We start from the raw sequence: 15,244 nt of genomic DNA on the forward strand, positions 1-15,244 counted from the left end.
CCTCAGGCGGCCGGGAGCCGGATGGTGAAGGTCGTACCGGCGCCCTCGGTCGATTCCACCTCGATCCGGCCGTCGTGGTTGTCCACCACCGTGCTCACGATGGCCAGGCCCAGGCCGGTGCCGGGAACCGCCTGGCGGACCGCGTTGCTGGCCCGGAAGAAGCGGGTGAACAGTGCCTTCTGCTCCCCCGCCGGGATGCCCATGCCGGTGTCGGCGACCACGAGGACGATCTCGGCCCCCTCGCGGCGGGCCGCCACCCGCACCTCGCCCCCGGCCGGGGTGAACTTCACCGCGTTGGCCAGCAGGTTCATCAGGACCCGGTCGAGCTGATCGGGATCGGCGTGCAGCGGCAGCGGGCCCTGCACGTCGGTGTGCAGGGTGACCTGAGCCTTGGCCGCGGCCGGCGCGATCACCTCGACCGCGTGCTCGACCAGCGAGACCAGCTCGACCGGCTCCCGCGAGGTGGAGAACGCCCCGGACTCGATCTTGGAGAGGATGAGCATCTCCTCGATCAGGTCCCGCAACCGCCGGGTGTTGCGGCCGATCACGTCCAGCATCTTGGCCTGCGGCGCGTTCAGCTCGCCGGCCTCGGCGTCCAGCAACAGCTCGACGTAGCCGGAGATGCTGGTCAGCGGGGTGCGCAGCTCGTGCGAGACGGTGGACATGAAGTCGGTCTTGGCGGTGTCCAGCTCCTGCAGGCGGGCGACCAGGTGCTGCTCGCGCTCGTACAGGCGGGCCAGGTGCACGCCGCGGCCCAGGTCGGCGGCGACCACCTCGACGAGCCGCACGTCGACCGGGGTGAAGGCCGGGCCGTGATCGCGCAGCAGGGTGAGCGCACCCAGGCACTCCTCCCCGACGCTGACCGCCACGGTCAGCACCGCCTCGGCCCCGGCCTCGGCGCAGGCCCGGATCTCGGCCTCCGGCGGCTGCACGTCCCCGGCGGGCGCGGCGTCGTCGGTGGTCCACACGTCACCGCCGGAGAGCCAGCCGACGTCGCAGGCGGCGAGCGGGGCGAGGCGGCCGGCCACGTGCTCGTCATCGAGGCTCGCGTGCTGCGGCACGCCGGTCTGCCCGGGGGCCATCCGGACCAGCACGTGGTCGGCGTTCATGGTGGCGGCCAGGCCGCGGATCGCCTCGCCGATCGCGTCCTGCACCCGCAGGTGCGCACGGATGCGGTAGCCGAGCTCGCGGACCTCGCTGCGCAGCCGAGCCACGTCACGGTCGGCGGCGCGGATCCGTTCGCGCTCGTCGGCCATGGCGTTGACCGCGGCCGCGACCGCCCGGATCTCGGTCGGCCCCCGGCTCGTGTCGGCCCGGGCGTCGAGCCGGCCGGCACCTCGCTCGTCGAGCACCCGGGCCACACCACCGAGCGGACGGGTGATCCGGCGGGCCGTCAGCAGCGCCGTGACCCCGGCCGTCGCCGCCGCCACCAGCGTCAGCACGATCACGACGACCACGGTGACGCCGCCCAGCCAGGAACTGCGCCGCTGGAGGGTGGTGACGCGCCGGGCCAGGGCCCGGTCGAAGGCCTCGTTCTCGCTGACGAAGGCCTGGAACAGCGGCTTGCCCTCGGTCACGTACTCTGCCGCGGCGTCGCTGCGGGGCGGCGCCCGGCGCTGCTGCTCGGCCAGGGCCCACCAGATGTCGGCCCGGATCAGCTGGGCGTCGACGGCCGGCTCCTCGGCGTCGGTCGCCAGCTCCAGCAGGTTCAGGCTCGCGAGCGTGTACTCGCCGCGGGCGGCGAGGTACGTGTCCAGCACCTGAGCGTCGCCGGTCAGCAGATACCCGCGCAGGCCCCGCTGGGCGTCGCCGAGCACCGCCCGCAGCCGGGCGTTGGCCAGCTCCAGCGGCTGCACGTGGGTCGAGAGCTCGCGGACCACCCGGTGCTGCACCAGGACCGTGGTCATCTCGGCCAGCCCGGAACAGACGATCAGGGCCACCAGGACGGCGAACGACCTCGTCAGCAGGCGCCCGACAGAGGGGTCACGGCGCATGGGAGCCGGCTCAGGCCCGGGCTCGGCTCAGCAGGGCCTGGATCCGGGAGACCAGCTCGCGGGGACTGAACGGCTTGGTCACGTAGTCGTCGGCGCCGGCGCTGAAGCCGCCCTCGACGTCCTGCTCCTGCACCCGGGCGGTGAGCATGATGATCAGCATGCCGGCGGTGGCCGGCTCCGCCCGCAGCATCCGGCACACGTCGATGCCGGAGAGCCCGGGCATCGAGACGTCCAGCACGGCCAGCGTGGGGCGGTGGGCCCGGGCCTGCTCGAGAGCCGCCTGCCCGTCCTCCACCGCGATCACCTCGAGGCCGGACTGCTCGAGCTTGAACGCCACCAGGTCACGGATGTCGGCGTCGTCGTCGGCGACCAGGACCACCGTCACGGCCATTTCCCCTCGTCGAGGCCGCCCGGGAAAGCTCGGCCTACTTACGCTACTTAATCGCACGATATCCGGTTAGTACCGGGTGTGACTGCCGCTCGGCGCAACCGCACAGCAACTGGTGCGCAGCCGCTCTCGCAGCCCCGCCGGGGTGTCCTGGAACCACGACACCCGACCGAGACGCACGGCAGGAGGATCTGATGACTTCCGTGAACCCCGACGACATCCGTACCGAGGCTCTGTTCGTCTCCCACCTGCAGCGCTCGCAGCAGCCGACGCCCGAGCTCATCCGAGCGGCGGTGACCGCGACGGTGGACCGCCTCGGCGAGCGCGGCTGCGCCGCCCTGGTCGCCCAGGAGTTCGGCGAGCACCCGGACTGCGCGCTCGGCCGCATGCAGTGGGCCCGCACCGCGGTACGCCGGGCGTACGCCGCCGCCTGACTCCCCCGTACGGCGACAGGCGCTCACCCCTTCGCCTCGAATACGCACCGTGACGACGGAACCGGGATGTCCGCGCTGCTCGTACGGTGGCTGAATGCCAGTCGACGTCACAGCGCGTCACCGGGCCGGCGGAATCGGCCGGCTGCTCGCGGTGCGTACGGCGGCGCCCCGGCACGCTGCCGAGGCTCCCTTCGCCGACCGGGCGACCGTCGAGTTCCGCCTCCCCCGCTCCCGGCGGCGGCTGCTGTGGGTGCCGGCCGTGCTCGCCGTGCTGCTGCTGGCGGCGGTCACCATGCTGGCGCGTGGGTCCGGGACGCCGCGGGCCGCCGTACCGTTGCCGACCGTCTCCGTGCCGCCGCCGCCGACCTGGACCGACCCGCCGGCCCCGACCGCCACGCGGCCGCAGCTGCGGGCGGTCCGGCAGGCCGCCAAGCTCAGCCCGGCACCTTCCTCCGCGTCGCCCTCCGCGTCCCCCAGCGCTCCCGCCCCGGTGCTGCTCGGCCCCGGCGCGGACGCCGACGTGGGCCCGCTGGTCGGGTCCTACTGCCGGGCCACGCACGGCCGGTTCAGCCTCGCGACCGCCACCGCGGACACCTGGGCCTGCGCGCGGATCGGCCGGGCCGGGGTCGCGGTCGACATGGACGCGCTCTGCCGCTGGCGCTACGGCACTGCCGCGTGGGCGGATCTCGGACGCGCCGGTGACGCCCGGAGCTGGCGCTGCTACCGCGACGGCCCCTAGGATGACCGGCATGCACGCGCGATTGAGCATGTGGTGGCCCGCCGACCCGGCGGCCACACCCACCCGCGTGTAGATCACACCATCGCGGCCGCCTCCGACGAGGCGGCCTTTTTCGTACGGCCCGGTCCTCGGCGGCGACCCCAGCCCGGAACGAGGACCCGATGCAACCCTTCGCCCTGCTGCACCGTGACGGCGCCGACCACGTCGACGTGCTGACCGGCGATGTCGTCACCGTCGACACGCTCGCCGACATCCCGCTGACCCCGGGCCGGCCCGGGCCGCAGACCCTCGCGCTGGTGCCGTACCGGCAGATCGCGGAACGTGGCTTCGCCTGCGTCGACGACGGCGCGCCGCTGGAGTGCCTGCGGATCGGCTCGCGGACCACCCGGCCGCTCGGCGAGATCATCGCCGAGCTGCCCGAGGCGCCGGTGGCGCTGCGCGACGGCGGGTTCGACCTCTCCGACGAGGCGTACGGCGAGATCGTCGCCGAGGTGCTGCGCGACGAGATCGGCCACGGCGAGGGCGCCAACTTCGTCATCCACCGGGTCTTCACGGCCGACGTGGACGGCGACCCGCTGGCAGCCGCGCGGTCGGCGTTCCGCCAGTTGCTCACCCACGAGCAGGGCGCCTACTGGACGTTCCTGGTCCACACCGGCACCCGTACGCTCGTCGGCGCCACCCCGGAACGGCACGTCAGCGTGACCGACGGGCTGACCATGATGAACCCGATCAGCGGCACGTTCCGGCACGACGGCACCCGCGAGCTCACCGACTTCCTGGCCGACCGCAAAGAGATCGACGAGCTGTACATGGTGCTCGACGAGGAGCTCAAGATGATGGCCGCGGTGGCCGAGCACGGCGGGCAGGTCGTCGGGCCCTACCTCAAGCGGATGGCGCACCTGACCCACACCGAGTATCTGCTGGCCGGCCGCGGCTCCCTGGACGTGCGCGAGGTGCTGCGCGCGACGATGTTCGCCCCGACCGTCACCGGCAGCCCGGTGGAGAACGCCTGCCGGGTGATCGCCCGGCACGAGCGCCGCGGCCGCGGCTACTACGCGGGCGTGCTGGCCCTGCTCGGCCACGACGACGAGGGCCGGCAGACGCTGGACGCCCCGATTTTGATCCGCACCGCGGAGATCTCCCCGGCGGGCCGGCTGCGGGTGCCGGTCGGGGCCACGCTGGTCCGGCACTCGACGCCGGCGGGCGAGGTGGCCGAGACCCACACCAAGGCGGCGGGCGTGCTGGCCGCGCTGGGCGCGTCCTCGCTGCGACACCCACCGGTACGCCCGAACGACGACGACCCGGCGATCCAGGCGGCATTGGCTGCCCGCAACGACGGCCTCGCCCGCTTCTGGCTGGACCAGCGCCGCCCGGGCGCCCTGACCGTCCCCGACCTCGACGGCCGTACGGCCGTGATCGTCGACAACGAGGACACGTTCACCGCGATGCTGGCCCACCAGCTCAAAGCCCTGGGCCTGGCCGTCACCGTGGTGCCGTGGACCGTGCCCGTCGTACCGCCGGCGGATCTGGTGGTCGTCGGACCCGGCCCCGGCGACCCCGCCTCGGACGAGCCCAAGATGGTCCGCGTACGCGCGCTGGTGGCCGAGCTGCTGGCGACCCGGCAGCCGCTGCTGGCCGTGTGCCTGGGCCACCAGGTGCTCTCCGCCGCCCTGGGACTGCGGCTGCACCGCCGCGACAGCCCGTACCAGGGAGTGGCCCGCGACATCCCGCTGTTCGGCGCGGTCCGCCGGGTCGGCTTCTACTCCAGCTTCACGGCGCTCAGCCCGGACGACCGGCTCAGCACCGAGTACGGCGAGGTGCAGATCGCCCGCGACGAGGTGGACGGCACGGTGCACGCGCTGCGCGGCCAGGGATTCGCCGGCGTGCAGTTCCACCCGGAGTCGGTGCTCAGCGCGGACGGCATCACCGTCCTCACTGAACTGATCCCACCACTTGTCACTCAAGTGGTTAGTCCTGCCGCTGCGGGGTAGCGATAGTGAAGTCGGTGGTTCAAGCGGATCGAGAGCCTCCGCTTGGACCACCGACCCACTCCTACCGGCCGGTGGCCGCCGCCAGTTGCCGCTCGTCGACGTACCCCTGCTGGACGGCCAGGTCACCCAGGCGTTGCCAGGCCAGGTCCGAGGTCGCCTGCAGGTCGAGCAGCTCCTCCAGTTCCCGTACGGTCAACAGGCCCTGCGCGACCAGACGCTCGCCGATGCGCCGCTGCGCGGTGACCGAGGGCCGCGGCACCCGCGACAGCAGCCGGGAGCCCGCCGCCACACCCGCCACGGTGAGCAGGTGCAGCACCGGCGCCAGCGAGATGAGCAGGGTGAGACCGGCCCACACGTACAGCGACGGGTAGTCGTGGTCCAGCAGCTGCCCGGTGATGATGCAGCCCGCGGCCAGCGCCGCCCAGCCCAGGTGCGGCCGGAAGGTCCGCCAGGTGTCGCCGGTGGCGGCAGCGCCCTTGGCCGTGACGACGTAGGCCAGCGGCCGGCCGGCCAGCTGCGCCGCGGCCGCGGCCACGTAGATCGGCGCGGTGATCAGCTCCAGCGCCATCCCGGCCAGCCCCCACGAGCGGCGTTCGTGCTCGACCAGGTTGAACCGCTGGGTGAACTGGTAGAACACCATCCCGACGACGATGTTGGCCACGAACAGCACCCCCCAGGCCAGCGCGGGCAGCCGGGTGATGGTGACCCCGCCGACCAGGTAGACCGCGCTCAGCACGACGCCGATCACCCAGGACAGCGCGGTGGTCGGGTAGTGCGACTGCAGGGCGAAGAACGACAACCGCTGCCCGGACCGCAGCCGGGGCAGCAACCGCGGCGAGTGCCGGCGGGCGATCTCCCAGATTCCGTACGCCCAGCGCCTCTGCTGGCTGAAGAAGTCCGAGTACGTCGCCGGCCCCTCGCCCACCGCCAGGATGTCCGGGGTGTACACACCGCGCCAGGTGTTGCCGGAGACCGGGTTGACCGCGCCGTAGATCACCATCGAGGTGAGGTGGTCCTCGATGATGCAGTCCTGATAACCCTTGATCTGCTGGAACGCGGCCGGCCGGTAGAGGTGGTTGGTGCCGATCAGCAGCGGTGCGCCGTGACCGTTGCCGCCGCGCTGCATGATCCCGTGGAAGATGTAGGCCAGCTCGGCCGCGCCCTTGGCGACGAAGGACTCGCTGATGTTCGCGTACACCTGCGGCGCGACGACGAACGCGGTGTCCGGGTCGGCGAAGTAGCCGAGCGTCCGCTCCAAGAAGTTCGGGTACGGCACGTGGTCGGGGTCCATCTGGGCCACCACGTCGTAGTCGGCCTCGTGTGCGGCCCGCCAGGCGTTGTGGTTGCCGTGCTTGGTCCGCGCCTTGAACTCGCCGCTGGGCTGGTTCCACTCCGGGTGGCCCTTACGGCTGAAGTGCCGTACGCCGATCTCCTCGCAGCGGCGGCGGACCTCCTCGTCGTCGCCCTCGTCGAGCAGCCAGACGTCGACGGGGCCCTCGTGGCGTACCCGTTTCATCGCCCGCAGGGTCGTCATCACCAGGTCGACCGGCTCCTTGCCGGGCACGATCGTGGTCAGCACGGCGACCCGCAGGCCCGGCGGCGCCGGGATCGGCACCGGGTCGCAGGCCCGGGCGGCGAAGAAGGCCAGCACCCAGGTCCGCAGGCCGACGATGACCTGCAACCCGATCATCAGGAACAGCCCGACGACCATGACGGTGTTGGCGATCGGCTGCCCGGGCTGGAACCGGGGCAGGTTGCCCGGCAGCAGCAGGTAGACCACCAGGGCGGCGGCCAGCGCGATGTGCAGCGAGGCGATGCCCAGCATCAGCCGGTGCTGGCCGCGGCCGAGCACCCGCCGGTAGCGGACGACCTCGGTGGCCGGTTGCACCGGGCCGGTGATCTCGGTGGCGGTCCGGCCGTAGAGCTTGCCGGGGATGCGGCGCTCGAGGATCTGCTCGGGCGCGGGCCCGGGGCTCATCGGCGCCTCGGGGACGCGGGACGGGACAGCGGTGCGGGCAGCAGGCCGGGGATTGCGCGGCGGGCGCGTGGGTTCACTCCCGAGCAATCGACGGCGCGGGCGGCGGGTTGAGGATTGCCGCCCGCACCGGTGTCTCACCGCACAGTCAGCTCGCTGACGGTGCCGGGGCGCTCGGTGCGGCCGAGCCGGTTGACGGTGGCGTGCTCGGTGCGGTCGATCCGGCCGACGGTGGCGTGCTCGGCGCGGCCGGCGGTCCGCCGCGTTCGCCGCCCGGTCCCCGACCGTCCGGTCCCCCACCGCCGCGGTGGCCCCAGCCGCCGCCCCGCTTGCCCTCGCCCTCGGGCGCGACCACGACCGAGGTGGCGTCCAGCGAGACGCCGTCCGCGTTCACCGTGCCCACGGCGTGGATCCGGGTGCCGACCGCGACCCCGTCCGGCTTGCTCGTGATGTTGATCTGACGGGTGAAGCCGCTGTGGTCGGTGATCAGGATCTGGGTGTCGCTGATCGACTTCACCGTGCCGGCGAGGTGCGGTGTGTGCTCATGCCCCGGGCCGCGGCCGGGGGCGGCCGCGCCCGCCGACGGCGCCGCGGAGCCGCTGGGTGCCGGCGTGTCCGCGGCCTGGGCCAGCCCGGCGACGCCGAGCGCGAGACCGCCGCCGAGAGCCACGGCCACGGCGACGCGCCGGGCCCGCTGGGTGCTGAAGTTCGGTGGCAAAGCTCCTCCAGTGCTGGATGTCGGTTTCGGTGCTCGTCCCACCGTCGCCCGCGAAACTGAAGCAGGCCTGAATCGGCGGCGGTCTTCAGCTGTTCTTCAGCTCGGTGCTCGAACACGCACAGGCGCGCTGCGGATACTTCGGCCATGGTGGCGAGAGTGCTGGTCGTGGAGGACGAGGACGCGATCCGGGCACCGCTCGCGGCGGCGTTGCGCGGTGCGGGGCACGAGGTGCGGGAGGCGGCCGACGGCGCCGGTTTCGAGCAGGTCGTCGACGCGTACCGGCCGGATCTGGCCCTGCTCGACGTGCAGCTGCCCGGCGGCCGCGACGGCTTCGCGCTGGCCGCGGCGCTGCGCGGGCGCAGCGACTGCGCGGTGCTGATGGTCACCGCCCGCGACGCCGTCGACGACCGGCTCCGGGGGTTCGCCGCCGGCGCCGACGACTACGTGGTCAAGCCCTTCGCCACCGTCGAGGTGCTGGCCCGGGTCGGGGCGATCCTGCGCCGGCTCGGCCGAGTGCCCTCCACCGTGCAGGTCGGAGACCTGGTGGTGGACGAGGACGCCCGGCTGGCGGTGCGCTCGGGACAGGCGCTGGAGCTCACCGCGACCGAGTTCAAGCTGCTGGCCTACCTCGCCGGGCACCGCGGCCGGGTCCTGTCCAAGACCCAGCTGCTCACCCAGGTCTGGGGCTACGACGAGTACGACCCCAACCTGGTCGAGGTGCACGTCAGCGCGCTGCGCCGCAAGCTCGAGCAGCACGGCCCGCGGCTCATCCACACCGCCCGCGGCCTGGGCTACGTCGTCCGCCCGTGAGGCTGCTGCGGCCGTTGTCGCTGCGTGGCCGGGTCACCTGGGCGGTGCTCGGCCTGCTCGCCGTGATCCTGGTGGTGCTCTTCACCGTGGTCGACATCGTGCTCTCCGCCCGGCTGCACTCTGATGCCCGTACCCGGCTGGCCGACCGGGTCGCGCTCGCCGGGCAGCTCGACCCGCGGCTCAGCGCCCAGCAGCTCGTGGACCGGCTGCGCGGGGACGGGGTGACCGCCCGGCTGTGCGTCCGCGACGGCGGCGGCTGTGTCGCGGCGGCGTCCGACCCGGCGCCACCGGGCCGGCGCTTCCCCACCGGCGGCCCGGCCCGGCAGCGGCCCACCGGCGTCCGTGCCGAGGTGCCGGTGGAGACGGCCGGCAGCGTCATCTTCGTGCGCACCGAGCTGAGCGGGAACCAGGTCCTCACGCTGAGCCTGGACACCAGCCAGATCACCGACGCGCTGCGCCGGCTGGTCTTCCTGGAGGTTGTCGGCGGGTTGCTGGCCCTGCTGCTCGCCGGACTCGCGGCCGCCCGGTTGTCGCGCGCGGCGCTGCGCCCGCTGGAGGACATGACCGCGCTGGCCGGGCGGATCGCCGCGGGCGACCGGGGACGCCGGCTGGGCCACCCGCGCACCGACTCCGAGCTGGGCCGTACCGCGGCCGCGTTCGACTCGATGCTCGACGAGCTGGAGGCGGCCCTGGCCACCGCGAACGCCGCCGAGGCCGGGATGCGCTCGTTCCTGGCCGACGCGTCGCACGAGCTGCGGACCCCGATGGCCGGGCTGCAGGCGAACGCCGAGCTGCTGCTGCGCGAGGAACTGGACCGCCCGGAGCGGGAACGGGTCGCCGTGGCCATGATCCGCGAGACCCGCCGCGCCGCCCGGCTGGTCGACGACCTGCTCACCACGGCCCGGCTCGGCCAGGGCGGCATCCGGCTCGCCACCGAACCGGTCGACCTGGCCCGGCTGGCCGAGGCCGAGGTCGCCCGCGCCCGCACGCTGGCGCCGCAGCTGAGCTTCGCCGTCTCCGCCGAGCCGGCACCCGTGGTGCACGGAGATCCGGTGCGGCTGGGCCAGATCGTCACCAACCTGCTCGACAACGCCCGGCACGCCACCCCGGCGGGCGGGACAGTGACGGTCACCGTGCGGCGCGACGGCGAACGCGTGGTGCTGGACGTGGCCGACACCGGGTCCGGCGTGCCCGCCGCCGACCGGGCACTGATCTTCGAACGGTTCGGCCGTGGCGACACCTCCCGCTCCCGCGACACCGGCGGTGCCGGGCTGGGCCTGCCGATCGCCCGCGGCCTGGTGGCGGCGCACGGCGGTGAGCTGACGTACGTGGACAGCCCGGCCGGCGCCCGCTTCCGGGTGGAACTGCCCGCCGCGACGTAGGTTGCTGGAATGGAATACCGCACTCTCGGCCGCAGCGGCTGCGCCGTCTCCAGTCTCTGCCTGGGCACCATGACCTTCGGCGCCGAGTCCGACGAGGAGGTGTCGCACGCCCAGCTCGACCGGTTCGCCGAGGCCGGCGGCACGCTCGTGGACACCGCCGACGTCTACTCCGCCGGCGAGTCGGAACGGATCATCGGCCGCTGGTTCGCCTCGCGCAGCACCGACGTCACCGAACCGATCGTGCTGGCCACCAAGGGCCGCTTCCCGATGGCCGCCGACCCGAACGGCGCCGGACTGTCCGCCCGGCACCTGACCCGCGCGCTCGACGCCTCGCTGACCCGGCTCGGCCTCGACACCGTCGACCTCTACCAGGCGCACTCCTGGGACCCGGTGACCCCGCTGGAGGAGAGCCTGCGCACCCTGGACAGCTTCGTGCGCCAGGGCAGGATCCGCTACTACGGCTTCTCCAACTTCACCGGCTGGCAGCTCACCAAGGCGGTGCACCTGGCCCGCGAGCTGGGCCTGGCCGCCCCGGTGACCCTGCAACCGCAGTACAGCCTGCTGGTGCGCGAGATCGAGTGGGAGATCGTGCCCGCCGCCCGCGACGCCGGCCTCGGGCTGCTGCCGTGGAGCCCGCTCGGTGGTGGGTGGCTCAGCGGCAAGTACCGACGCGACCAGCGGCCCAGCGGCGCGACCCGGCTCGGCGAGGACCCCGGGCGCGGCATGGAGGCGTGGGAGCGGCGCGGCACCGACCGGAACTGGGCGATCATCGACGCGGTGCAGTCCGTGGCCGAGGCCCGCGGCGTGTCGATGGCCGAGGTGGCGCTGGCCTGGGTCACCGACCGGCCCGGCGTGACCTCGACGATCCTCGGGGCCCGCACGGTCGAGCAGCTGGAGACCAACCTGCGGGCGGCGGAGCTGCACCTCGAGGCGGCGGAGATCGCGGCTCTCGACGAGGCGAGCGACCTGCACGCGCCGGACTACCCGTACGGGCCGCTCGGGCTCGACCAGCGCAACCGCACTCTGTGACCCGGCCTAGTATCGCAGCCATGGAGGCCACCTACTTCTTCGACCCGGCATGCCCGTTCACCTGGCGCACCTCGCGCTGGCTGGTCGGCGTGGCGCCGGAGCGCGACGTGACACTGCACTGGCGCGCATTCAGCCTGTCCATCCTCAACGGCGACAACGTCCCGGACCAGTACAAGCCCATGATGGCGGCGTCGTCGCGGGCGCTGCGGCTGGTCGAGGCGCTGCGCGCGGACCACCGCGACGACACCATCGCCACGTTCTACACCGAGCTCGGCAACCGGACGTTCGAGGCGGGCGAGGCGCTCACCGACGAGATCGTGGTGGCCGCCGCCGAGGCCGCGGGCGTCCCCGATCCCAAGACCGTGCTCGACGACGAGTCCTGGGACGAGGCGGTCCGCGCGTCGCACGAGCTGGCGTTCGGCTCGGCGGGCCCGGACATCGGCTCCCCGGTGCTGCTGATCGAGGGCGCCGGGCGCGGCGTGCACGGGCCGATCATCGACGAGGTCCCGGGCCGCGAGGAAGCCCTGGCGATCTGGGACGCGGTCGTCCCGCTGGCCCGCAGCGACACGTTCTTCGAACTCAAGCGCGGCCGCTCCTAGATACCAGGTTTGCCGGCGCGACGTGGTTGGGTAACACAGCGTCGCGCCGCAACCGGTACGACCCGTCACCGGTACAACGAGGAGAACTCCATGCACGAGCCGCAGATCCACCTGGACCCCGCATCGCTGAGCCCGGTGGAGGAGAGGCTGCGCGGCCCGCTGGAGGAGCAGCTCACGTCCGCCCTGCAGAACGCGACCGACAAGGTCAGCCACGACTACGCGGGCGAGCCGGTCGACACGGTGACCGGCCAGCTGTTGAAGCAGACCCGCGCGGGCCTGCACCCGGACATCGCCGCGGGCTTCAGCCCGGACCAGGGCGAGCTGCGCCGCGTCGCCGAGGCGATCGTCCACAACGACTGATCCTGCTCAGCGGCCGGCCAGCGCCTGCGAGCGCCGTTCCACCAGCTCGGCGTAGGTGCCGTCACGCTCGGCCCACCGGTGCATCCGTACGCCCTCGACCAGGATCTCCGGCGGTGTCGGCTCCGTCGCCAGCAGCCCCATGACCTCGTCGAGGTAGCCGTCGAGCGGCAGCGCCGCCGGGTTGACCTGCTCCTGTCCCGCGGTGGCGACGGCGGGCGGAACCAGCTCGGCCACCTCGACGCCGGTTCCCGCGAGCTGAGCCCGCAACGCCTCGGTGTAGGCGTGCACGCCCGCCTTCGACGCGCCGTAGCTGGGCATGAGCGGGAACGGCAGGAAGGCGATGCCCGAGCTCACCGTGATGATCGTCGCGGCGCCCCGGGTCAGCAGGTGCGGGGTGAAGGCGTCGACCACGCGGATGGTGCCGAGCAGGTTCGTGGCGATCGTCGTCTCGGCCGCGGCGAAGTGCGCCGGATCGCGCAGGTCCTCGGTGAGCATGACGCCGGACATCGTGACGACGACGTCGAGACCGGGGTGCGCCGCCAGCACCTCGTCGCGGGCGCGCCGGACCGACTCCGGATCGGTGACGTCGATCCGGACGGTCTCCAGCCCCTCCCGCGGCTCCGGGCTGCGGCCGCCGACGATGACCGTGCTGCCGGCGTCCACGAACCGCCGCGCGAGCCCGCGCCCGATCCCCGAGGTGCCGCCGACGATGAGAACTGTGCGCTGGGTGATCTCCACCAGGGCCTCCTTGTAGCTGTCCGGCGACTGCCGAACCGTCTACCTGGAGACTCCCCCGGGCTCCCGGCGGCCGGGAGATCCCCGCTGATCCTGGGAGTGCCAGGACCCCCTCACACCGTCGCGGGCCGGGGCACCGATGCGAACAGCGACAGCGTGAACCATCCGGGCAGCGCCCGGCGTACCGCCTCGGGTCCGTGCACCCGCATCTGCCCGATCCGCAGCGCCTCGGTCCAGGTGCGGTCGCCGCGCCAGACCTCGACCAGCGCGCGCAGGTCCGCGGTCAGGCTGACGGTGATCTCGTGGCCCGGGTCCGCGTCGCACACGTCGGCCTCGCCGTCGGCGATCACCAGCCACCACGAGCGGGGATGCGGCGCCGGCACGTCGGGAAAGGTCAGGGCGACGACGGTACGGCCGGACGGCACCGCCGCGTGGTCGATGTTGCGGTGCATGTCCCACAGCAGCAGCTTCGGGTCCAGGTCCGCGTCGCCGAGTTCACCGACCCAGCGCACTCCCCAGGCGCCCACCGCCTCGACGATCGGCCGCAGTTCCTGTCCGGCCACGGTCAGCGTGTACTGGACCTCGCCGTCGGCCGGCCGCCGCTCGACGACGCCGGCCGCGACCAGCTGTTGCAGCCGCTTGGACAGCAGGGTCGGCGACATCCGGGGCAGTCCCCGGCGCAGGTCGTTGAAGCGGCTGCTGCCGGACACCAGCTCGCGGACGATCAGCAGGGTCCAGCGTTCGTCGAGCAGCTCCATGGCCTTCGCCACGGGGCAGAACTGGTGATACGAGGCGCCCATGGCCAGCAGCGTAGGCCCGTTCCGCCGGTGCGGGCAGTACACATCCTGTACTGGTCCGGGTTCCCGGCGGCTCCGTAGCGTCGCTGCCGAGGAAGGGAGCTCAGCTGATGACCGTTCAGCCGGACACGACCGGGGCCGACCGTGCCCTGAAAGCCCGCCACCGGGCGATGTGGGCACTCGGCGACTATCCCAGCGTCGCCACCGAGGTGATCCCGGGGCTCGGCGCGACGCTGGTCGAGGCCTGCCGTACCGGGCCGGGGCAGCGGGTGCTCGACGTGGCCGCCGGCACCGGCAACGCCGCGATCCCGGCCGCGCTCACCGGCGCCGAGGTGGTGGCCTGCGACCTGACCCCGTCGCTGCTGGAGGCCGGCCGGGCCCTGGCCGCCGGGCGCGGCGCGGTGGTGGACTGGCGCGAGGGTGATGCCGAGGCGCTGCCGTTCGCCGACGGCTCGTTCGACGTGGTCCTGTCGTGCGTCGGCGTGATGTTCGCACCACACCACCAAGCCGCCGCGGACGAGCTGGTGCGGGTGTGCCGGCCGGGCGGCACGATCGGCATGATCAACTGGACGCCGCCGGGCTTCATCGGGCAGCTCTTCGGCCGGATGAAGGCGTACACGCCGCCGCCCCCGCCGGGCACCCAGCCGCCGCCGCTGTGGGGCAGCGCGGAGCACGTCCGCGACCTCTTCGGCGACCGGGTCGCCGAGGTCACCGCCACGGTGGACAGCGCGGTCATCGACCGCTTCGCCGACGGGGAGCAGTTCCGCGACTTCTTCAAGGCCCACTACGGCCCGACCGTCGCCGCCTACCGCAACCTGGCCGGCGACCCGGAACGCGTGGCCGCGCTCGATGAGGACCTGGCCGGCCTGGCCCGCAGCCACGACCGCGGCAACGGCGTCATGCACTGGGACTACCTGCTGTGGACCGGCCGCCGGACGGGCTGAGCCGCGCCTACTTGCGGCGGCTGGCCCGGCCCGCGACCACGAGCCCGCCGATGATCACCGCCACGACGATGAGACAGATCAGCAGATGCCACGGTTTGATCGCGCCCATGATCGCGCACCATACCTGAGCCCGGCGGCCGCGGTGGGCCCGACAGGCTGCGCGGCGGCCGCGGAGCCTGACAGGCTGCCCGGCCGCAGGGCCCGACAGGCTGCCCGGCCGCAGGGCCCGACAGGCTGCCCGGCCGCACGGCCCGACAGGCTGCCCGGCCGCACGGCCCGACAGGCTGCCCGGCCGCACGGCCCGACAGGCTGCCCGGCCGCAGGGCCCGACAGGCTGCCCGGCCGCACG

15 protein-coding genes are annotated in these 15,244 nt (G+C 73.5%); 9 read left to right on the forward strand and 6 right to left on the reverse strand.

The features are described from left to right. Positions 1-2: 2 nt before the first annotated feature. Positions 3-1,994, reverse strand: coding sequence for an ATP-binding protein (locus tag ACZ6S4_RS02760; RefSeq protein WP_465473222.1), 1,992 nt, complete (start codon positions 1,992-1,994; stop codon positions 3-5). A gap of 10 nt (positions 1,995-2,004) precedes the next feature. Then, on the reverse strand, positions 2,005-2,379 hold the full coding sequence (locus ACZ6S4_RS02765) for a response regulator transcription factor (RefSeq protein WP_433727191.1): 375 nt from the start codon (positions 2,377-2,379) through the stop codon (positions 2,005-2,007). A gap of 197 nt (positions 2,380-2,576) precedes the next feature. Between ACZ6S4_RS02765 and ACZ6S4_RS02770 the strand changes: the two genes are divergently transcribed. From ACZ6S4_RS02770 to ACZ6S4_RS02780, 3 genes are all read left to right on the forward strand, one after another. Continuing rightward, on the forward strand, positions 2,577-2,816 hold the full coding sequence (locus tag ACZ6S4_RS02770; protein ID WP_465473223.1) for a hypothetical protein: 240 nt from the start codon (positions 2,577-2,579) through the stop codon (positions 2,814-2,816). 94 nt (positions 2,817-2,910) lie between these two features. After that, positions 2,911-3,555 carry a hypothetical protein gene (locus tag ACZ6S4_RS02775; RefSeq protein ID WP_465473224.1) on the forward strand — a complete coding sequence of 215 codons (645 nt, stop codon included), beginning with the start codon at positions 2,911-2,913 and terminating at the stop codon, positions 3,553-3,555. Positions 3,556-3,716: 161 nt separating this feature from the next. Next, complete coding sequence (locus ACZ6S4_RS02780) at positions 3,717-5,546, forward strand: anthranilate synthase family protein (RefSeq protein WP_465473225.1); 1,830 nt, start codon at positions 3,717-3,719, stop codon at positions 5,544-5,546. A gap of 61 nt (positions 5,547-5,607) precedes the next feature. Here the strand turns inward: ACZ6S4_RS02780 and ACZ6S4_RS02785 are convergent, their stop codons facing one another. Both ACZ6S4_RS02785 and ACZ6S4_RS02790 read right to left on the reverse strand, forming a co-directional pair. Continuing rightward, the gene (locus ACZ6S4_RS02785) at positions 5,608-7,524 is read right to left on the reverse strand and encodes a glycosyltransferase family 2 protein (RefSeq protein WP_465473226.1); all 1,917 of its coding nucleotides are present in this window, start codon (positions 7,522-7,524) and stop codon (positions 5,608-5,610) included. Positions 7,525-7,669: 145 nt separating this feature from the next. Beyond that, positions 7,670-8,239, reverse strand: a complete 570-nt coding sequence (locus ACZ6S4_RS02790) for a hypothetical protein (protein ID WP_465473227.1) — start codon at positions 8,237-8,239, stop codon at positions 7,670-7,672. Between the two features lie 144 nt (positions 8,240-8,383). Here ACZ6S4_RS02790 and ACZ6S4_RS02795 point away from each other — a divergent pair, with 144 nt between their 5' ends. The 5 genes from ACZ6S4_RS02795 (at position 8,384) to ACZ6S4_RS02815 (ending at position 12,419) form a co-directional block, all read left to right on the forward strand. Continuing rightward, positions 8,384-9,049 (forward strand): response regulator transcription factor, encoded by a 666-nt coding sequence (locus tag ACZ6S4_RS02795; protein WP_465473228.1) that lies wholly within the window; start codon positions 8,384-8,386, stop codon positions 9,047-9,049. Next, complete coding sequence (locus ACZ6S4_RS02800; protein WP_465473229.1) at positions 9,046-10,431, forward strand: sensor histidine kinase; 1,386 nt, start codon at positions 9,046-9,048, stop codon at positions 10,429-10,431. Before ACZ6S4_RS02795 ends, ACZ6S4_RS02800 begins: the two co-directional genes overlap by 4 nt. A 9-nt stretch (positions 10,432-10,440) precedes the next feature. Next, positions 10,441-11,460 carry an aldo/keto reductase gene (locus ACZ6S4_RS02805; protein ID WP_465473230.1) on the forward strand — a complete coding sequence of 340 codons (1,020 nt, stop codon included), beginning with the start codon at positions 10,441-10,443 and terminating at the stop codon, positions 11,458-11,460. Between the two features lie 20 nt (positions 11,461-11,480). After that, positions 11,481-12,059: a DsbA family protein gene (locus ACZ6S4_RS02810; RefSeq protein ID WP_465473231.1), complete on the forward strand. Its 579-nt coding sequence runs from the start codon at positions 11,481-11,483 to the stop codon at positions 12,057-12,059. Between the two features lie 90 nt (positions 12,060-12,149). Beyond that, positions 12,150-12,419: a hypothetical protein gene (locus tag ACZ6S4_RS02815; RefSeq protein ID WP_465473232.1), complete on the forward strand. Its 270-nt coding sequence runs from the start codon at positions 12,150-12,152 to the stop codon at positions 12,417-12,419. 6 nt (positions 12,420-12,425) lie between these two features. Here ACZ6S4_RS02815 and ACZ6S4_RS02820 read toward each other — a convergent pair whose 3' ends face one another. Continuing rightward, positions 12,426-13,157 carry an SDR family oxidoreductase gene (locus ACZ6S4_RS02820; RefSeq protein ID WP_465473233.1) on the reverse strand — a complete coding sequence of 244 codons (732 nt, stop codon included), beginning with the start codon at positions 13,155-13,157 and terminating at the stop codon, positions 12,426-12,428. A gap of 110 nt (positions 13,158-13,267) precedes the next feature. Beyond that, positions 13,268-13,954, reverse strand: coding sequence for a winged helix-turn-helix transcriptional regulator (locus ACZ6S4_RS02825; RefSeq protein WP_465473234.1), 687 nt, complete (start codon positions 13,952-13,954; stop codon positions 13,268-13,270). Positions 13,955-14,061: 107 nt separating this feature from the next. On the opposite strand from ACZ6S4_RS02825, the gene ACZ6S4_RS02830 reads away from it, so the two are divergent. After that, positions 14,062-14,895 (forward strand): class I SAM-dependent methyltransferase, encoded by an 834-nt coding sequence (locus ACZ6S4_RS02830; RefSeq protein ID WP_465473235.1) that lies wholly within the window; start codon positions 14,062-14,064, stop codon positions 14,893-14,895. Positions 14,896-15,244 lie beyond the last annotated feature (349 nt).

The sequence above is a fragment of the Actinoplanes sp. NPDC051405 genome, from assembly GCF_055586185.1.